Annotated in this window: 20 protein-coding genes and 1 tRNA gene; 18 read left to right on the plus strand and 3 right to left on the minus strand. The window is 66.8% G+C overall.

Annotation, left to right across the window (positions count from 1 at the left end; genetic code table 11):
* The first annotated feature begins 13 nt into the window (after nt 1-13).
* The 11 genes from AC5P56_RS04505 (at nt 14) to queC (ending at nt 10,473) form a co-directional block, all read left to right on the plus strand.
* Nucleotides 14-1,933 carry a potassium transporter Kup gene (locus AC5P56_RS04505; protein ID WP_014648162.1) on the plus strand — a complete coding sequence of 640 codons (1,920 nt, stop codon included), beginning with the start codon at nt 14-16 and terminating at the stop codon, nt 1,931-1,933.
* Nucleotides 1,934-2,069: 136 nt separating this feature from the next.
* Entirely contained in the window at nt 2,070-3,110 is a 1,041-nt protein-coding gene (ruvB, locus tag AC5P56_RS04510) for a Holliday junction branch migration DNA helicase RuvB (protein ID WP_014648161.1), read from the plus strand.
* Nucleotides 3,100-3,531, plus strand: a complete 432-nt coding sequence (ybgC, locus tag AC5P56_RS04515) for a tol-pal system-associated acyl-CoA thioesterase (protein WP_014648160.1) — start codon at nt 3,100-3,102, stop codon at nt 3,529-3,531. Before ruvB ends, ybgC begins: the two co-directional genes overlap by 11 nt.
* Before the next feature lie 10 nt (nt 3,532-3,541).
* Nucleotides 3,542-4,321: a protein TolQ gene (gene tolQ / locus AC5P56_RS04520; protein ID WP_005410752.1), complete on the plus strand. Its 780-nt coding sequence runs from the start codon at nt 3,542-3,544 to the stop codon at nt 4,319-4,321.
* A 24-nt stretch (nt 4,322-4,345) separates the two neighbouring features.
* Complete coding sequence (gene tolR / locus AC5P56_RS04525; RefSeq protein ID WP_006438804.1) at nt 4,346-4,774, plus strand: protein TolR; 429 nt, start codon at nt 4,346-4,348, stop codon at nt 4,772-4,774.
* The gene (gene tolA / locus AC5P56_RS04530) at nt 4,764-5,819 is read left to right on the plus strand and encodes a cell envelope integrity protein TolA (protein WP_014648159.1); all 1,056 of its coding nucleotides are present in this window, start codon (nt 4,764-4,766) and stop codon (nt 5,817-5,819) included. Before tolR ends, tolA begins: the two co-directional genes overlap by 11 nt.
* Nucleotides 5,820-6,104: 285 nt before the next feature.
* Nucleotides 6,105-7,424, plus strand: a complete 1,320-nt coding sequence (gene tolB, locus AC5P56_RS04535; protein WP_014038220.1) for a Tol-Pal system beta propeller repeat protein TolB — start codon at nt 6,105-6,107, stop codon at nt 7,422-7,424.
* Between the two features lie 64 nt (nt 7,425-7,488).
* Nucleotides 7,489-8,007: a peptidoglycan-associated lipoprotein Pal gene (gene pal, locus AC5P56_RS04540; protein ID WP_014648158.1), complete on the plus strand. Its 519-nt coding sequence runs from the start codon at nt 7,489-7,491 to the stop codon at nt 8,005-8,007.
* Between the two features lie 3 nt (nt 8,008-8,010).
* A complete protein-coding gene (gene ybgF / locus AC5P56_RS04545) occupies nt 8,011-8,829 on the plus strand; it encodes a tol-pal system protein YbgF (RefSeq protein ID WP_111206112.1) in 819 nt (272 codons plus the stop codon).
* Nucleotides 8,830-9,027: 198 nt separating this feature from the next.
* Nucleotides 9,028-9,729 (plus strand): 7-carboxy-7-deazaguanine synthase QueE, encoded by a 702-nt coding sequence (gene queE / locus AC5P56_RS04550; RefSeq protein WP_046432157.1) that lies wholly within the window; start codon nt 9,028-9,030, stop codon nt 9,727-9,729.
* Nucleotides 9,730-9,807: 78 nt separating this feature from the next.
* Entirely contained in the window at nt 9,808-10,473 is a 666-nt protein-coding gene (gene queC, locus AC5P56_RS04555) for a 7-cyano-7-deazaguanine synthase QueC (protein ID WP_032958954.1), read from the plus strand.
* 117 nt (nt 10,474-10,590) lie between these two features.
* Here queC and AC5P56_RS04560 read toward each other — a convergent pair whose 3' ends face one another.
* On the minus strand, nt 10,591-11,547 hold the full coding sequence (locus AC5P56_RS04560; protein ID WP_049440334.1) for a DUF2268 domain-containing putative Zn-dependent protease: 957 nt from the start codon (nt 11,545-11,547) through the stop codon (nt 10,591-10,593).
* Nucleotides 11,548-11,726: 179 nt separating this feature from the next.
* Here AC5P56_RS04560 and AC5P56_RS04565 point away from each other — a divergent pair.
* A tRNA-Lys gene (locus AC5P56_RS04565) sits at nt 11,727-11,802 on the plus strand.
* 288 nt (nt 11,803-12,090) lie between these two features.
* Here the strand turns inward: AC5P56_RS04565 and AC5P56_RS04570 are convergent.
* Together AC5P56_RS04570 and AC5P56_RS04575 are read right to left on the minus strand one after the other, a co-directional pair.
* On the minus strand, nt 12,091-12,324 hold the full coding sequence (locus AC5P56_RS04570; protein ID WP_032958956.1) for a hypothetical protein: 234 nt from the start codon (nt 12,322-12,324) through the stop codon (nt 12,091-12,093).
* Nucleotides 12,325-12,412: 88 nt separating this feature from the next.
* Complete coding sequence (locus AC5P56_RS04575; RefSeq protein WP_041863715.1) at nt 12,413-12,919, minus strand: hypothetical protein; 507 nt, start codon at nt 12,917-12,919, stop codon at nt 12,413-12,415.
* Between the two features lie 85 nt (nt 12,920-13,004).
* Here AC5P56_RS04575 and AC5P56_RS04580 point away from each other — a divergent pair, with 85 nt between their 5' ends.
* The 6 genes from AC5P56_RS04580 (at nt 13,005) to AC5P56_RS04605 (ending at nt 15,920) form a co-directional block, all read left to right on the plus strand.
* The gene (locus AC5P56_RS04580) at nt 13,005-13,265 is read left to right on the plus strand and encodes a helix-turn-helix domain-containing protein (RefSeq protein ID WP_032958958.1); all 261 of its coding nucleotides are present in this window, start codon (nt 13,005-13,007) and stop codon (nt 13,263-13,265) included.
* Nucleotides 13,255-13,683 carry a hypothetical protein gene (locus AC5P56_RS04585; RefSeq protein WP_014038211.1) on the plus strand — a complete coding sequence of 143 codons (429 nt, stop codon included), beginning with the start codon at nt 13,255-13,257 and terminating at the stop codon, nt 13,681-13,683. Before AC5P56_RS04580 ends, AC5P56_RS04585 begins: the two co-directional genes overlap by 11 nt.
* 125 nt (nt 13,684-13,808) lie before the next feature.
* The gene (locus AC5P56_RS04590; RefSeq protein WP_014038210.1) at nt 13,809-14,006 is read left to right on the plus strand and encodes a hypothetical protein; all 198 of its coding nucleotides are present in this window, start codon (nt 13,809-13,811) and stop codon (nt 14,004-14,006) included.
* A complete protein-coding gene (locus tag AC5P56_RS04595) occupies nt 14,003-14,539 on the plus strand; it encodes a glycoside hydrolase family protein (RefSeq protein ID WP_014648117.1) in 537 nt (178 codons plus the stop codon). The genes AC5P56_RS04590 and AC5P56_RS04595 overlap by 4 nt, the downstream gene beginning before the upstream one ends.
* 3 nt (nt 14,540-14,542) lie before the next feature.
* The gene (locus tag AC5P56_RS04600) at nt 14,543-15,007 is read left to right on the plus strand and encodes a lysis system spanin subunit (protein ID WP_014648116.1); all 465 of its coding nucleotides are present in this window, start codon (nt 14,543-14,545) and stop codon (nt 15,005-15,007) included.
* A 49-nt stretch (nt 15,008-15,056) separates the two neighbouring features.
* Nucleotides 15,057-15,920, plus strand: coding sequence for an alpha/beta hydrolase (locus AC5P56_RS04605; protein WP_049440330.1), 864 nt, complete (start codon nt 15,057-15,059; stop codon nt 15,918-15,920).
* Nucleotides 15,921-15,994: the final 74 nt, after the last annotated feature.

Below are 15,994 nucleotides of genomic sequence, written 5' to 3' on the forward strand. Positions count from 1 at the left end.
CGCCAGGAGTCCCATGTCCAGCAGTCAAACCCCGCACGCAGCCGCCCCCGGCGGCCATGGCCACGCCCCCTCCGCTGGAGGACTGGCGCTGGTCATCGGTGCGATCGGCGTGGTGTTCGGCGATATCGGTACCAGCCCGCTGTACACCCTGAAGGAGGCGTTCTCGCCACACTACGGGCTCAACAGCGACCACGACACCGTGCTGGGCGTGCTGTCGCTGGCGTTCTGGGCGCTGAACCTGGTGGTGACCCTGAAGTACGTCACCATCATCATGCGCGCCGACAACGATGGCGAAGGCGGCATCATGGCGCTGATGGCGCTGACCCAACGCACGCTGCGCAACGGCTCGCGCTCGGCTTATGTGGTGGGCATCCTCGGCATCTTCGGCGCCTCGCTGTTCTTCGGCGACGGCGTGATCACCCCGGCCATGTCCGTGCTCAGTGCGGTCGAAGGCCTGGAGGTGGCCGCGCCCGGACTTCATGTCTTCATCGTGCCGGTCACCCTGGTGGTGCTGCTGGCGGTGTTCGCCGCGCAACGCTTCGGTACCGAGAAGATCGGCAAGGCGTTCGGCCCGATCATGGCAATCTGGTTCGTGTCGCTGGCGGCAATCGGCATCTACAACATCGTCGATGCGCCCGAGGTGCTGAAGGCCTTCAACCCCTGGTGGGGCATCCGCTTCTTCATGGAGCACGGCTGGCACGGCATCTTCATTCTCGGTGCAGTGGTGCTGGCGGTGACCGGCGGCGAAGCGCTGTATGCGGACATGGGCCACTTCGGGCTGCGCCCGATCCGCCACGCCTGGTACTTCTTCGTGCTGCCGTGCCTGGTGCTGAACTACCTGGGGCAGGGCGCACTGGTGCTCAACCACCCCGAGGCCCTGAAGAATCCGTTCTTCGAGGCAGTGCCGTCGTGGGCGCTGTACCCGATGATCATCCTGGCCACCATGGCGGCGGTGATCGCCTCGCAGTCGGTCATCACCGGCGCGTTCTCGGTCTCGCGCCAGGCCATGCAGCTGGGCTACATCCCGCGCATGCGCATCAAGCACACCTCGCACGACACCATCGGCCAGATCTACATCCCGGGCATCAACTGGGGCATTGCGGTGATGGTGTTCGGGCTGGTGCTGGCGTTCCGCAGTTCGTCCAACCTGGCCGTGGCGTACGGCATTTCGGTGTCGGCCACGATGCTGATCGACACCCTGCTGCTGGCCGTGGTGGCGCGGACGTTGTGGCCGAAGTCGCGTGGCTGGCTGCTGCCGCTGTGCGTGGTGTTCTTCATCATCGACCTCGGCTTCGTCATCGCCAACGGCGCCAAGCTGCTGCAGGGCGCCTGGTTCCCGGTGGTGCTGGGCATCTTCCTGTTCACCATGATGCGCACCTGGCGCCGTGGCCGCGAGCTGCTGCGCGACGAGATCCGCAAGGACGGCATCCGCCTGGATACCTTCCTGCCGGGCCTGATGCTGGCCCCGCCGGTGCGCGTGCCGGGCACCGCGGTGTTCCTCACCGCCGACCCGACCGTGGCGCCGCATGCGCTGATGCACAACCTCAAGCACAACAAGGTGCTGCACGAGCGCAACGTGTTCCTGCACGTGGAAACCCTGCCGATCCCGTATGCGATGGAAGGGCAGCGGCTGAAGATCGAATCAGTGGGTGACGAGTTCTACCGCGTCTACGTGCGCTTCGGCTTCATGGAGACCCCGGACGTGCCGCTGGCGCTGATGCGCTCGTGCGACCACGGTGGCATCTATTTTGATCCGATGGACACTACCTTCTTCGCCAGCCGCGAGACCATCGTCGCCACCGCCAACCGCGGCATGCCGATCTGGCGTGACAAGCTGTTCGCGCTGATGCATCGCAACGCCGCCCCGGCCACCGGCTTCTTCCGGATTCCGGGCAACCGCCTGGTCGAACTCGGGGCCCAGGTCGAGATCTGACGCGCGCGGGGTCGGATCCCTTTTCCGCAGGAAAAGGGCTCTGACCCCATGTTCCCGGTGTTCCGGTTCGGGGTCAGAGCCGTTTTCCTCTGGAAAACGGATCCGACCCCATACGCTTTTGCCGCATAATCAGCACATGACCGACGACCGCATCATCGGCGCCGGCGCCACCCGCGAGGATGACGCCGCCGACGCCAGCATCCGCCCCAGGCGCTTGGCCGACTACCTCGGCCAGGCCCCGGTGCGCGAGCAGCTGGAGATCTACATCGAAGCGGCCAAGGCGCGTGGCGATGCGCTGGACCACGTGCTGATCTTCGGCCCGCCCGGCCTGGGCAAGACCACCCTCAGCCACGTCATCGCCAACGAACTGGGCGTGGCCCTGCGCGTGACCTCCGGCCCGGTGATCGAGAAGGCCGGCGACCTCGCTGCGCTGCTGACCAACCTGCAGCCGCATGACGTGCTGTTCGTGGATGAGATCCACCGCCTGTCGCCGGTGGTCGAGGAAGTGCTGTACCCGGCGATGGAAGACTTCCAGATCGACATCATGATCGGCGAGGGCCCGGCGGCCCGCTCGATCAAGATCGACCTGCCGCCGTTCACCCTGATCGGCGCCACCACCCGCGCCGGCCTGCTGACCGCGCCGCTGCGCGACCGCTTCGGCATCGTCCAGCGCCTGGAGTTCTACAGCGTCGAGGAGCTGACCCGGATCGTGCGCCGCTCGGCCACCATCCTCGGCATCGACTGCACCGCCGACGGCGCCGGCGAGATCGCGCGGCGCGCGCGTGGCACCCCGCGCATCGCCAACCGGCTGCTGCGCCGCGTGCGCGACTACGCGCAGGTGAAGGCCGGCGGCCACATCGACGAGGCCGTGGCACAGGCCGCGATGAAGATGCTCAAGGTCGATCCGGAGGGCTTCGACGAGCTCGACCGGCGCCTGCTCAAGACCCTGGTCGACTACTTCGACGGCGGCCCGGTCGGCATCGAATCGCTGGCCGCGGCGCTGTCCGAAGAGCGCGGCACGCTGGAAGACGTGGTCGAGCCGTACCTGATCCAGCAGGGCTTCCTGGTGCGTACCGCGCGCGGCCGCATGGCCACCCACAAGGCTTACCGGCACATGGGCCTGAAGCCGAAGAACCCGCCGCAGGACCTGTTCGCGGAGGTTCCCGATGTCGGTTGAGCCCCGATTCAGTTGGCCGACACGCATTTACTGGGAAGATACCGACGCAGGTGGCGTGGTCTACCACGCCCGCTACGTGGCCTTCATGGAACGGGCCCGGACCGAATGGATGCGTGCGCTCGGCTACGGCCAGGAGCGCATGCGCGCCGAGCACGGGATGGTCTTCGCGGTGCGCTCGATGCAGATGGATTTCATCAGGCCGGCACGGCTGGATGACACCCTGCAGGTGACTGCCCGCCTGGTCCAGCTGAAGAAGGCCAGCATGGTCTTCGACCAGCAGATCCTGCGCGACGGCGAGCTGCTGCTGTCCGCGCAGGTCCGCATCGCCGCACTGGAAGCGGCCAGTTTCCGCCCGCGTGGCATGGACGATGCCGTCCTTGCCGTGCTGCAACCCCACCTCCACCCCGAATCCGAACATTGAGGAACAACGGATGATCGCAACGCTCCTGGCCCTGCAGGCCACGGTCACCGAGGCACTGCCGGCCGACGTCAGCAACGCCGCGACACAGACCCTTGCCCAGGCCACCACCGGCGGCGGCATCAACTACCTCGAACTGATGGCCAAGGCCAGCCTGCCGGTGAAGATCATCGTGCTGCTGCTGCTGGTCGGCTCGTTCGTCAGCTGGGTGATCATTTTCCGCAAGGCCCGCGTGTTCAAGCAGGCCACCCGCGAAGCCGACGAGTTCGAGAACCGCTTCTGGTCCGGCGCCGACCTGGGCAAGCTGTACAGCGCAGCCACCGACCGCAGCCGCAGCGTGACCGGCCTGGAAGCCATCTTCGAAGCCGGTTTCCGCGAGTACACCCGCCTGCGCGACAAGCGCCGGCTGGATGGCCGTGCGCAGCTTGAAGGCGCGCAGCGCGCCATGCGCACCACCTACACCCGTGAAGTGGACCAGCTCGAGCGCAACCTGGAGCTGCTGGCCAACATCGGCTCGACTGCCCCGTACGTGGGCCTGGTCGGTACCGTGTTCGGCATCATGGTGACCATGCACGACATGATCAGCAGCGGTGCCCAGGCCGGTATCGCCGCCGTCGCGCCGGGCATCTCCGAGGCACTGTTCGCCACCGCCATCGGCCTGTTCGTGGCGATCCCGGCGGTGTGGGCCTACAACCGCTTCACCACCCGCGTGGAGCGCATGTCGGTGCGGTTCGAGACCTTCGCCGAAGAGTTCAGCTCCATCCTGCAGCGCCAGAGCGCTGGCGACGAGTAAGCGCCTGACCCGGGAGTCCAAGCCATGTCCGCTGCCATCGGTCGCCGCAAGCGCCGCAAGCTGAAATCGGAAATCAACGTCGTTCCCTACATCGACGTCATGCTGGTGCTGCTGATCATCTTCATGGTCACCGCACCGCTGCTCACCCTGAGCTTCGACGTCGACCTGCCGCAGTCCAACGCCAAGGCGCTGGAGAGCAAGCAGGACCCGGTGATCGTCTCGGTGCGCCAGGACGGCCAGCTCAGCCTGAAGCTGCCCGACGCCAAGGAGCCGGCCGCCGTGTCGGCCGAGGAACTGGAAGGCCGCCTGGCCGGCATCGCCGCCCAGGACAAGGGCGTGCGCGTGATCGTCGCCGCCGACCGCGCCGTGGCCTATGAGAAGGTCATTGCCGCGATGGACGTGATCAAGCGCGCCAAGGTAGACAAGGTAGGCCTGGCCACCGATGCACGCTGACGCCCTGCCACCCCCGCATCAGCGCGAACCCGGCTGGGGTCTGCCCCTGGCGCTGGCTTTGCTGGTGCACCTGCTGGTCGCGCTGGTCTTCATCGTGGCCTGGCTGTGGTCGCCCCAGCGCAACACCGATGCCGCCGCTGGCGACCCCTCGGTCGAGGCCAGCCTGGCGCTGTCCGCCTCCGAGGCGTCCGCCGCACGCCAGGCGCTGCGCCAGTCAGAGAAGCTGGAGGACCTGCCGCCGCCGGTCGCCGAGCCGATCCCGGTGCCGGAAGACACCATTCCGCCGCCGCAGCCGATTCCCGAGCCGCGCCCGCAGGACGCGCCCACGCCCCAGCAGCAACAGGCGCAGGAGCGTGTTGCGCAGCCGGACACCAAGGACCAGGAAGCGGTGAGCGCACTGGCCATCTCGCAGGAGAAGGCCAAGCAGGAACAGGAAGCCAAGCGCCGCCAGGAGCAGATCGACCTGACCGAACGCAAGCGCCAGGAAGAAGCGGAGCAGAAGCTGCGCCTGGCCAAGCAGCAGGAAGCGGACGAGAAGAAGAAGCAGGCCGAGCAGGAGCGCGTCGCGGCTGACAAGGCCGAGGCCGAGAAGCAGAAGAAGATCGCCGAGATCCGTGCCCGCCGCGAGCAGGCCGAGAAGGAAGCCAAGCTGGCCGAGCGGAAGCTGCGCGAGGTCGCCGCCGCGCGCAATGCCGCAGGCAGTGCCGCTGCCGGCTCCAGCGGCGCTTCCCAGCCGGCGGCCGGTGGTGGTGGCAACAGCGACGATCTTTCAGCCAAGTACGCCGCAGCGATCCAGGCCAAGGTGCTGTCGCAGTGGGTGCGCCCGGATACGGTGCCGCTGGGCCAGCGTTGCCAGATCACCATCACCCAGATTCCGGGCGGCACGGTGATGCAGGCCAAGGTCAGCCCGAACTGCCCCTATGACGAGGCCGGCAAGCGTTCGATCGAGGCCGCGGTGCTCAATGCGCAGCCGTTGCCGTACCGCGGCTTCGAGTCGGTGTTCGCGCGTACGCTCAACTTCACCTTTACCGCCCAGGATCGCTGAGGCGGGCAGGGCAGGGGTGGCCTCGGGCCACTCCTGCCCACGGATGTCGCGCTTGCCTCTGGCGTGCTCGGTTTCGGCCGGGCAGGCTGCAGGCTGCTGTCGAACACCGCCCCGAGGGGCGGCGTGACCGGGGCAGGCAGGTGCGATGTTAGCCACGACGTTAACGGTGCGTGAGAGGACGGGCTGGAACTGACCCGGAATTCACGTACCCTTGGTTCATGATTGCGAAGCGGTTCACTCCTGCTTTGTTATCCCTCGTTCCGGTTTCCCCCTATTGAGCGCTCCATGAAAAAGATGCCTCGCTGGCTTGCCGTGTTTGCGGCCCTGTTGCTGCCCTTTGCTGCCGTCGCGCAGCAGAAGGGGCTGGATATCGACATCATCGGCGGCAATGCCTCCGCCCTGCCGATCACCATCGTGCCGATGCCCTACCAGGGTTCGTCGGCCGCTCCGCAGACCGACGTCGCCGGCGTGGTCCGCGCCGACCTGGAGCGTTCGGGCCAGTTCCGCACGCTGCCGGAAGCGCAGATCGTCGAGAAGCCCGTGCGTGGCGGTGACATCCAGTTCGCCACCTGGCGCGCGCTGAAGCAGAACTACATCGTGGTCGGCCGCGTGCTCGATGCCGGTGCCGGTGCCTACCGCGTCGAGTACGAACTGTTCGACGTGCCGAAGGGCGAGCGCCTGCTGGGCCTGGCGATGACCGCCCGTGGCAACGCCATGCGCGACGTCGCCCACCAGATGGCCGACGCCATCTACGAGAAGATCACCGGCGTGCGCGGCGCCTTCTGGACCCGCATCGCCTACGTGACCGCCAGCGGCAAGGGCGATGCCATGCGCTATGCGCTGATGGTGGCCGACTCCGACGGCTACAACCCGCAGACCATCGTGCGTTCGGCCGAGCCGCTGCTGTCGCCGTCGTGGAGCCCGGATGGCAGCAAGCTGGCCTACGTCAGCTTCGAGCGTGGCAATTCGGCGATCTACATCCAGAACATCGGCACCGGTGCGCGCGAACTGGTCACCAGCTTCCGCGGCATCAACAGCGCCCCGGCGTTCTCACCCGATGGCCGCAAGCTGGCCCTGACCCTGTCGCGTTCGGGCAACCCGGAAATCTACGTGATGGACCTGGGCAGCAAGCAGCTGACCCAGCTGACCAACCACTTCGCCATCGACACCGAGCCGACCTGGGCGCCGGATGGCAGCGCGGTGTACTTCACCTCCGACCGCGGCGGCCGCCCGCAGGTCTACAAGGTCGGCGCCGGTGGCGGCAGTGCCGAGCGCGTGACCTTCCAGGGCAACTACAATGCCAAGCCCTCGGTGTCCTACGACGGCAAGAAGATCGCCGTTGCGCAGGGCTCGGGCAACAGCTACAAGATCGCGATGATGGACAGCTCGCTGGGTTCGCCCCGCTGGAGCACGCTGTCCCCGGGTTCGCTGGATGAATCTCCGAGCTTTGCGCCCAACGCAAGCATGGTGTTGTACGCCGCCCGCGAGGGTGGTCGTGGTGTGCTGTACGCCGTTTCCGCCGATGCGCGCGTGCGCCAGCGGTTGGTTCTGGCTGACGGAGATGTGCGCGAACCGGCATGGTCCCCATACCGTACCCAGCGCTAAAAGAGTGTTAATATTTTCGCTGTCTTGAACCCCTCATCGGCCTAGGAGCCACAAAGGTATCGCCATGAACAAGTCCACCCGCGTTCTGCTTGTTTCCCTGCTGTCTGTGGCCGTCCTGGCCGGTTGCTCGAAGAAGGTGAAGGAAGAGCCGGCAACCCCGGTCGACACCGGCACCTCCACCACCACCCCGACCGGTCCGTCGACCTCCGGCCTGTACGGCCCGGGCGACCTGGACACCGACGCTTGCCTGCGCCAGCGCGTTGTCTACTTCGACCTGGACAAGGAAGACGTGAAGCCGGAATTCCAGGCCATCATGGCTTGCCACGCCAAGTACCTGCGTGACCGTCCGTCCTCGCGCATCACCCTGCAGGGCCACACCGACGAACGCGGTTCGCGCGCGTACAACCAGGCCCTGGGTGAGCGTCGTGGCAACGGCGTCAACTCGGCCCTGCAGGCCAACGGTGGCTCGGCTTCGCAGCTGACCGTCGTGTCCTACGGTGAAGAGCGTCCGGTCTGCACCGAGTCGAACGAGTCCTGCTGGTCGCAGAACCGTCGCGTCGAAATCGTCTACACCGCGCAGTAATCCATGCGCATTGGCATCAAACTGATGCTGGTCGTTGCGGCAGCCCTCGTGGCTGCCGCACCGGCGCATGCACAGCGACAGAGCCTGGCCGACCGTGTCGGCGCGCTCGAGCAGCAGATGTACAACAACAGCGCCAACCAGGACCTGTTGAACCAGATCAATCAGCTGCGGCAGCAGGTCACCAGCCTGCAGGCCTCGATCGAGCAGTTGCAGCACGACAACGCCCAGCTCAAGCAGTCCGCCCAGGACCAGTACCTGGATCTGGACAGCCGCCTGAACCGGTTGGAAGGGGGCAATGCCGCCCCGGCCCTGCCGCCCGTTCCGGCGAGCGCGCCGAAGGCCGCACCGGCCCCGGCAAAACCCGCAGCGGCGGCCACTTCCGAGCGGCCGCCTTCCGTCCACGGTGATGCCGGCAGTCTTGCCGCCACCGGCGACGAGCGCACCTCCTACAACGTCGCCTTCGATTCGCTGAAGGCCGGCAAGTACGATGATTCGGCGCAGTTGTTCCTGAGCTTCCTGCAGCTGTACCCGAACGGCGTCTACGCACCGAACGCGCTGTACTGGCTGGGCGAGAGCTACTACGCCACCCGCAACTTCCCGATGGCCGAGGCCCAGTTCCGCGAACTGCTCTCGCGCTATCCGACCCACGACAAGGCCGCCGGCGGCCTGCTCAAGGTCGGCCTCTCGCAGTATGGCGAGGGCAAGGTCGACCAGGCCCAGCAGACGCTGGAGGCCGTCGTGGCGCAGTACCCCGGCTCGGACGCCGCGCGCACCGCGCAGGACCGTCTGCAGTCCATCCGCCTCGGCAAGCAGATCCGCTGACCCGGCGTACAATAGGTGCCCTGTAGAGCCGAGCCCACGCTCGGCTGCTTTCGTTTCCGGTTCGGCAAACCCGCCCGGATCCGGCAGCGCCGGGCCCTGTCTGCCCGGTTGTTTTCGTAGAGCCGAGCCATGCTCGGCTGCGTTCGTTACCGGCCACGGTAGCCCACCCGCCACGTGTCCCACCAAGAAGTACCCGCCATGACCGCCGTTACTCCGTCCAGCGCCGCCGCCACGCCCAGTGAGATCGTGCAGTCGCCCCTGCCACGCCTGAAGATCACCGAGATCTTCACCTCGCTGCAGGGCGAAGCCGATACCGCCGGCTGGCCAACCGTGTTCGTGCGCCTGACCGGCTGCCCGCTGCGTTGCCAGTACTGCGACACCGCCTATGCCTTCCACGGCGGCACCTGGTGGGATATCGACGACATCGTGGCCGAGGTGCTGGCCCAGGGCGTGCGCCACGTCTGCGTGACCGGTGGCGAGCCGTTGGCGCAGAAGCGCTGCCTGGTGCTGTTGGAAAAGCTGTGCGATGCCGGCATGGACGTCTCGCTGGAAACTTCCGGTGCGCTGGACGTCAGCGCGGTGGACCCGCGGGTGTCGCGCGTCGTCGACATCAAGACGCCGGGTTCGGCCGAAGCCGCCCGCAACCGCCTGGAAAACCTGCCGCTGCTGACCGCCCGCGACCAGATCAAGTTCGTCATCTGCAACCGCGAGGACTACGACTGGGCCAAGGCGATGGTCGCCGAGCACGGCCTGGTGCAGCGCTGCACCGTGTTCTTCTCGCCCAGCAAGGGCGAGATCACCGCGCGGCAGCTGGCCGACTGGATTGTCGAAGACCGGCTGCCGGTGCGCTTCCAGATGCAGTTGCATAAAATCCTGTGGAACGACGAGCCGGGCCGATGAGCCGGCGCAGCGTCCCCTGATGTAACTCCGGCGCGGGACAGCGTGCTGGCTTTCCCCTCCCAACCGGATGTTTTTCCCATGAAGAAGGCAGTCGTGCTTCTCTCCGGCGGCATGGATTCAGCCGCCGTCATCGCCATGGCCCAGGAACAGGGCTTCGCCGTGCATGCCCTGAGCGTGCGCTATGGCCAGCGCCATACCTCCGAACTGGACGCTGCCGCCCGCGTGGCCAAGGCCCAGGGCGTGGTCGCGCACAAGACCGTGGACGTGGACCTGCGCAGCATCGGCGGCTCGGCACTGACCGACGACATCGACGTGCCGGAGGCCGGCGGTGCCGGCATTCCGGTCACCTATGTGCCGGCGCGCAACACCATCATGCTGTCGCTGGCCCTGGGCTGGGCCGAAGTGCTTGGCGCCAACGACATCTTCTGCGGCGTCAACGCCGTGGATTACTCCGGCTACCCGGACTGCCGCCCCGAGTTCGTGGCGGCGTTCCAGGCGCTGGCCAACCTGGCCACCAAGTCGGGCGTGGAAGGTGCGGGCATCAAGGTGCACGCACCGCTGCAGTTCCTCAGCAAGGGCCAGATCGTCAGCGAAGGCGTGCGCCTGGGCGTGGACTTCGGCCTGACCGTGTCCTGCTACAACGCCGACGCTCACGGCGCCGCCTGCGGTCATTGCGATGCCTGCCGCCTGCGCGCGCAGGGCTTTGCCGAGGCCGGCGTGCCCGACCCCACGCTGTACGCCTGACCGCGTCTGGTAGAGCCGGCCGCTGGCCGGCTTCACTGCAGGTGCGAACCGCCCCTTCTTGGTGTGTGCAAGCCGCCCCTCTCGGTGGGTGCGAACCGTTGGTTCGCACTCCTTGACCTACCGGGCCTGCAACCATCCCGATGCCTCGATGAAGCCGCGCACCGCGTCCGGATCGGCGTAGTCCAGTTCGATCATCCGCGCGATGGCGGCCCCCTCGTCGGTCTGTTGGCGCATGTACTCCTGCGCGATGCGGTATCCGGCGTAGTAGCCCAGATCACTCACCCCGAACGGATTGCGCGCGCTGTTGTACAGCCAGTTGTCCAGGCTGTCACCGTGCATCTCGGCAAGGAAGCGCGTGCGGATTTGTGCCTCGTGCGCGGGCCCATAGGCGTACAGCGGCAGTGCCGGACGGCGACCGCTGATGCGCTCTGCCACGTATTCGGCCACGCCTTCGCGTACTGCGTACTGGGCCAGGCTGCCAGTGGTCTCGCGCTGCTGGGTATGCACGTACTCGTGCAGGTTGTTCTGCGCGTTGTTCGCACCGGGGCGGCTGTCGTAGAAGATCCGCAGGCGGCCGCGCATCGGCTCGGGCAGCTCGCTTACGTCCACGCGCTCATCGCCCAGCGCCATCTCCGCCCCGATCAACACCTTGTCGCCCAACGTGGTGCCGCCGGTACGCAGCACGCCCATCGCGTAGGTGATGGTGGCCGGACGCAGTGCAGGGTAGAGCGCGCGGAACGCGTCCAGGTCCCGGTCCAGCGTGGCGCTGGCCTGCTGCGCGTTCGCAGTCAACGGCCGTACCGAAGTCCAGAAGCGTGGCCATGACTGCATGGCCTCGGCGTATTCGCGGGCCGTGTAGTTGCGGACCTGCATCAGTGCATGCAGTCCGGGGCTGCCGGGATCGATGTAGCGTTGCTGGACCAGCACCACGCGGCGTTCGGCATCAGGCTCGGCGCGCACCGCGTCATAGGTGGCCCAGAAGCGGGCGATGTCGTCAGTGACGACCTGGGACGTCGAGGCCACTGCTGTGCAGGGCAACAGCAGGATGGCGATCAGACAGCAGGTGAGGCGCATCCGTGGCTCCGGGTGGTGAACATGGATGGGATGCGTGGAAGGCCCGGAAGGTTTAAGCGCGGGCTGACCCGACCGGGTAGTGCCGGCCGCTGGCCGGGACACGCAACACCCCTGTACTTCGCGCGACCCGGCAAAGTAGGGTAGAATGCGGACCCCGCCGAAAGGCCGGGCGATGCATCGGGCCGTTAGCTCAGTCGGTAGAGCAGAAGACTTTTAATCTTTTGGTCGAAGGTTCGAATCCTTCACGGCCCACCATTGCATTGACGATCAAGGCGCCCAAGGGGCGCCTTTTTTGTTGCTTCCTTCAAAGCACTTCCGCAATGGGGGAAGTGCCGCTGCAACGATGCGGTGTTGCAGGTGCTATCGACTCCCCGGCGCCCGCTGGCAGCGGGTGCGAGGAAGCGGCGCTCCGCGCACCTGCTTCCATCGCTGCTGCCCCCACGTCGCTCACCTTAAAAAAATTACCTTTAAGGTAACAATAAAGGTAATTTCAGGTAATTGATCTCATCAGAACCGGCCGTTTCCGGCCGGCCAGGGACGCTGTCAGCCGTAATGCGCGCGCAACAGCCCGGCGTCGTGGAAGGAAATGCCCTCGCGGATACACTCCTCCGCGCGCTCCATGTCCTTGTGCAACTGGATCAGTGCGTCGTCGGCGAGCTGCTCGATGTTGACCACACCGCAACATGCCTGATCGATCACATGCTGCATGGGTTCGCCCCAGCGTCGGCGTACGTTGCGGATCATGCGGCAATGCCACTCGCGCATGATCGCGTCCATGCGCCTCTCCCCGCGGACCACATGTGCGTCTCCCGCCACCACCCGCAATGCCGGCGCCGGGGTGCGCTCGCCGCGCAGTTCCTGGGTCCTAGCGGCCAACCGCTGTGCGAGCTCCTCGAGTCGCGTGTGAGTCATCCTTTGCCTCCCTGATCCGTCTTGCCAGAAGCTTCGTCAGGTCGAGCACATTGTCCGGTGCAGAGGGCTGACCGAACTCGTCCACGACCATGAATGCGGTCTCCAGCAGCACGGGATCGTAGATCCATTCCGGTGGATCGCCGACCAGCTCCAGGTAGTGCGAAAGCACCTTGACCGCAGCGCTCATTTTCTCGAAATCCAGTCCCGTAGATTGAGACTGAAGCGACACGTCTCCGTCCTGATCGACGCGATCCAGCGTTCCATGTGGAAGCTGCATCACTGATTCAAGATCGCGCGCAAGCCGATGGCCGATGCTCTTCGGGTTGCTCTCGGAAATCCACTGGCTGACCTGGGGCTGGGCCCAGCGGGTGCCACCGTACAGGCGGGCCCACTCGGCCGGGCCGCCGGCGGCGGCCACGCGGAGGCGCATGTTGAGGGTGCGAGCGGTACTGGCGTCCATCTGTAGATGGTGCGCTGCATTACCAATCCAGCAAATGACCAAAACGGTATTGACTATCCATTACCGTGGCAGTAATGTGTGGCCCATGAACCTCATCGACTACGCCATCTCCCAAGGGGGCTACGGCACCCCCAGCTGTCCCGTCATGCGCCGCCTGGCCCACCAGACCGGTTGCGCGCTGCGGACCCTCTACATGATCGCCCGCGGCCACAAGCTGCCCGGCGCGCGCCTGTGCCGGCGCATCGAGCTGGCCACTGCGGGCGCCGTGCGCCGCGAATCCCTGCGCCCGGATGTGTTCGGTCCGGCCCCGTCGCCCGTCAAAGGAGAAGCCACCCATGCAGCTTGATACGTTCGGTGAGTATGTCCGCAGCCGCCTGGAGCACTGGGGCGGCGAATATGCGCTGCATCGCGACTGCGAATACCTCGGCTTCCAGTCGCGCAACCTGCTGGCGGTGCTGATCGAGCATCGTGGTGACATGCCGGGGCGGGCCCAGGGCTACAAGCCTCTGGAAACCGATCAGCTGGCGCAGCAGATCGAAGACATCATCACGGCGGTCGCGCGTGACAACGTGGCGATGGCCTGTGCGCTGCGCGGCTACTACTGCGGGCGTGGCCGACGCAAGGTCGAACGATTCGAAACGGCGAATCTGCTGCTGGCCAACAGCGGGCAGCGGCCGGTATCCAACCGGCATTACCTCAACCTGGTCGAACTTGGCTTCCAGCGCGTACGTGGCTGGATGGAGGGCATCGCCCAGGCCGCATGAGCGGCGGAACCGATCTTCCGCCCGCCTCCCGACCGGAACAACCCTCGTGCCGAGCCGGCAGCGGGGCGGGCACCTCTTCGGGCCACGTCGATGCGACGCGGCCTGCATTCCCTCCAGGACCCATCATGAAAGAAGAAATCATCAGCACGGCCGGCGCGGCGGCCATCAAGTCGGCGCCGCCGGTTACCGTCGCCGGTGCGCTTGCAGCCGGCATCACCCTGGACCGCCTGGTCGTGGTCCTCACCATCATCTACCTGGCGGCGCAGATTGCCTATCTGGGCTGGCGCTGGCTGCGCGAATGGCGCCGCAGGGAGCGCGAATGAGCCGGCCCGGCAGTACATTGCCGGTACGCAGCCTGGTCGCCGCGCTTGCGCTGAGTGCTGCGGGCCTGATCGCCATCGTTGACCGCGAGGGATACACCGACGCCGCAGTGGTGCCCACGCGCAATGACCGGCCCACCTATGGCTTCGGCTCGACCGTTCGCGAGGATGGCACGCCGGTGAGGCTGGGCGACCGCACCACGCCGGTACGCGCGCTGCATGCCGTGCAGGCTCATCTGGCCAGGGAGGAAGGGCAGTTCCGCGCGTCGCTGCCCGGTGTGGCGCTCAGCCAGGGCGAGTACGACGTCTATGTCGATTTCCTCTACCAGTACGGCATCGGCAACTGGCGCGCGTCGTCGATGCGCCGGCATCTGCTGCAGGGTGAGTATCACCAGGCCTGCGATGCCTTGCTGCTGTGGAGGCGGGCAGGGGGCTACGACTGTTCAACCCGCATCGACGGCCGCCCCAACACCGTGTGCTGGGGAGTGTGGGAGCGCCAGCAGCAGCGCCACGCGCGTTGCCTGGCGGAGCAGTGACCCATGCCGCGCATGCTGGTGGTGATGGCGTCGCTGCTGCTGTGGTCGTTGCTGATGTTCATGACTGGCTGGCGTTGGCGCGGTGATCGCAGCGACCTCGCGATGGCGCGTGCCGATGTGGAGCAACAGGCCGGCGCGGTGCAGTCCGAACGGCGGTTGCGCCGGGATCAGGAAGAACGGAGCGAGGCGATGGCCTCACTGGGGGAACAACATGAACAGGATCGTGAGCGCGCGGCCGAGGTGGATGCCGATGTGGTGGCTGCCCTGCGCGCTGGCACTCTCCGCCTGCGCGACGACCTCGCCGCGTGCCATACCGGCCGTCTGTCCGAAGCCGCCGCCCGCACCGGCGAACGTGATGCGGGCGCCCAGTTACGAGCAGAGGTTGCGGCAGCGCTTGTTCGAATCGGACGCGATGCCGACGACCAGCTCCGTGCCTGCCAGGCCGTGATCGAACTGGATCGCCGTTGAGGGCGCCGGCGCAGTTATGCTGGCCGTCCTCTCGAAAATGGAAGTTCGCATGCGCGTCGTCGCTCTCTCCGCCCTGATCCTGCTGGCCGCCGCAGGGCCGGGCCTCGCAGCTGTTCCCACCGTGCCGGCAGCACCGCCGGCATCGACCGCTGCGGCCGCACCACTGGTGATCGGCGAGACCTTCACCGTGCAGTCGAAGGCACTGGGCGAGACCCGCCGCATCAATGTCTATCGTCCGCAGCCCTGGGGCCTGGATCCGAAGGCGCCGCTGCCGGTGCTGTACATGGCCGATGGCGGCATCGGCGAGGATTTCCTGCATGTGGCAGGGCTGGTGCAGGTGCTGGCCGGCAATGGCAGCATGCGTCCGTTCCTGCTGGTCGGCATCGAGAATACCGAGCGCCGCCGCGACATGACCGGCCCCAGCAGCGACCCGCAGGACCAGAAGATCGCGCCACGCATCGGTGGCTCGGCGGCCTACCGCAGCTTCCTGCGCGATGAACTGATGCCGCAGGTACGCCAGCGCTACCCGACCACAGACGAGCGTGCGCTGATCGGTGAGTCGCTGGCTGGCCTGTTCGTGGTCGAGACGCTGCTGCAGGAGCCGACGCTGTTCAACAGCTATATCGCGCTGGACCCCAGCCTGTGGTGGAACCGTGGTGCGATGCTGGCCGGAGCATCCCGGCAGCTGCCGGCGGTGACGCGTGCACAGCCGCACGTGTTCCTGGCCAGCAGCGGGCAACCGGAACTGGCCGCCTCCACGGCACGACTGGCCGCGCTGCTGCAGCAGGCCTCGCCGTCGCCGCTGGTGAAGTACCTGCCGCTGCCGGAGGAAACCCACGCGACCGTCTACCACCCGGCCGCATTGCAGGCGCTGCGCACACTGTTCCCGGCGCCGCCGCCGGCCTCGCCCTGACCGCGCGTGGCGCGGCGCCGCGCGACGTGTGAGGATGCGGTAGCGACGCCACCCGGGTACGTCGCCCGCAACGG

The sequence above is a fragment of the Stenotrophomonas sp. YJH_SMC_131 genome, from assembly GCF_059367975.1.

What these genes read in the sequence shown, in the direction of transcription:
- AC5P56_RS04505 (WP_014648162.1), top strand. Translation starts at nt 14, where the DNA reads ATGTCCAGCAGTCAAACCCCGCACGCAGCCGCCCCCGGCGGCCATGGC.
- ruvB (WP_014648161.1), top strand. Translation starts at nt 2,070, where the DNA reads ATGACCGACGACCGCATCATCGGCGCCGGCGCCACCCGCGAGGATGAC.
- ybgC (WP_014648160.1), top strand. Translation starts at nt 3,100, where the DNA reads ATGTCGGTTGAGCCCCGATTCAGTTGGCCGACACGCATTTACTGGGAA.
- tolQ (WP_005410752.1), top strand. Translation starts at nt 3,542, where the DNA reads ATGATCGCAACGCTCCTGGCCCTGCAGGCCACGGTCACCGAGGCACTG.
- tolR (WP_006438804.1), top strand. Translation starts at nt 4,346, where the DNA reads ATGTCCGCTGCCATCGGTCGCCGCAAGCGCCGCAAGCTGAAATCGGAA.
- tolA (WP_014648159.1), top strand. Translation starts at nt 4,764, where the DNA reads ATGCACGCTGACGCCCTGCCACCCCCGCATCAGCGCGAACCCGGCTGG.
- tolB (WP_014038220.1), top strand. Translation starts at nt 6,105, where the DNA reads ATGAAAAAGATGCCTCGCTGGCTTGCCGTGTTTGCGGCCCTGTTGCTG.
- pal (WP_014648158.1), top strand. Translation starts at nt 7,489, where the DNA reads ATGAACAAGTCCACCCGCGTTCTGCTTGTTTCCCTGCTGTCTGTGGCC.
- ybgF (WP_111206112.1), top strand. Translation starts at nt 8,011, where the DNA reads ATGCGCATTGGCATCAAACTGATGCTGGTCGTTGCGGCAGCCCTCGTG.
- queE (WP_046432157.1), top strand. Translation starts at nt 9,028, where the DNA reads ATGACCGCCGTTACTCCGTCCAGCGCCGCCGCCACGCCCAGTGAGATC.
- queC (WP_032958954.1), top strand. Translation starts at nt 9,808, where the DNA reads ATGAAGAAGGCAGTCGTGCTTCTCTCCGGCGGCATGGATTCAGCCGCC.
- AC5P56_RS04560 (WP_049440334.1), bottom strand. Translation starts at nt 11,547, where the DNA reads ATGCGCCTCACCTGCTGTCTGATCGCCATCCTGCTGTTGCCCTGCACA.
- AC5P56_RS04570 (WP_032958956.1), bottom strand. Translation starts at nt 12,324, where the DNA reads ATGGACGCGATCATGCGCGAGTGGCATTGCCGCATGATCCGCAACGTA.
- AC5P56_RS04575 (WP_041863715.1), bottom strand. Translation starts at nt 12,919, where the DNA reads ATGGACGCCAGTACCGCTCGCACCCTCAACATGCGCCTCCGCGTGGCC.
- AC5P56_RS04580 (WP_032958958.1), top strand. Translation starts at nt 13,005, where the DNA reads ATGAACCTCATCGACTACGCCATCTCCCAAGGGGGCTACGGCACCCCC.
- AC5P56_RS04585 (WP_014038211.1), top strand. Translation starts at nt 13,255, where the DNA reads ATGCAGCTTGATACGTTCGGTGAGTATGTCCGCAGCCGCCTGGAGCAC.
- AC5P56_RS04590 (WP_014038210.1), top strand. Translation starts at nt 13,809, where the DNA reads ATGAAAGAAGAAATCATCAGCACGGCCGGCGCGGCGGCCATCAAGTCG.
- AC5P56_RS04595 (WP_014648117.1), top strand. Translation starts at nt 14,003, where the DNA reads ATGAGCCGGCCCGGCAGTACATTGCCGGTACGCAGCCTGGTCGCCGCG.
- AC5P56_RS04600 (WP_014648116.1), top strand. Translation starts at nt 14,543, where the DNA reads ATGCCGCGCATGCTGGTGGTGATGGCGTCGCTGCTGCTGTGGTCGTTG.
- AC5P56_RS04605 (WP_049440330.1), top strand. Translation starts at nt 15,057, where the DNA reads ATGCGCGTCGTCGCTCTCTCCGCCCTGATCCTGCTGGCCGCCGCAGGG.